Annotated in this window: 1 rRNA gene; it reads left to right on the top strand. The window is 52.9% G+C overall.

Annotation, left to right across the window (positions count from 1 at the left end):
- Positions 1 to 537, top strand: a 23S ribosomal RNA gene (locus QPK29_RS33520); the annotation flags it as partial.

The following is a 537-nucleotide window of genomic DNA, read 5'->3' as shown; positions in this document are numbered from 1 at the left end:
CATATGGTAGGAGAGCGTTCCGTAAGCCTGAGAAGGTGTCTTGTAAAGGATGCTGGAGGTATCGGAAGTGCGAATGCTGACATGAGTAGCGATAAAGAGGGTGAAAAGCCCTCTCGCCGAAAGCCCAAGGTTTCCTGTTCAACGTTCATCGGAGCAGGGTGAGTCGGCCCCTAAGGCGAGGCAGAGATGCGTAGCTGATGGGAAGCAGGTTAATATTCCTGCACCGTCGTATGATGCGATGGGGGGACGGATCGCGGAAGGTTGTCCAGCTGTTGGAATAGCTGGTTCTTGACTCATAGAAGGCGCTTAGGCAAATCCGGGCGCGTAATTCAAGGGGTTGAGACGTGTGTCCTTGTGACACGAAGCAATCGGAAGTGGTTCCAAGAAAAGCCTCTAAGCTTCAGTCATACGAGACCGTACCGCAAACCGACACAGGTGGGCGAGATGAGTATTCTAAGGCGCTTGAGAGAACTCGGGAGAAGGAACTCGGCAAATTGGTACCGTAACTTCGGGATAAGGTACGCCCCGGTAGCTTGA

The organism is Massilia orientalis, assembly GCF_030411975.2.
GTDB classification, from domain to species: Bacteria; Pseudomonadota; Gammaproteobacteria; order Burkholderiales; family Burkholderiaceae_D; genus Telluria; species Telluria orientalis.
This window is presented reverse-complemented; position numbering and strand designations above follow the sequence as displayed.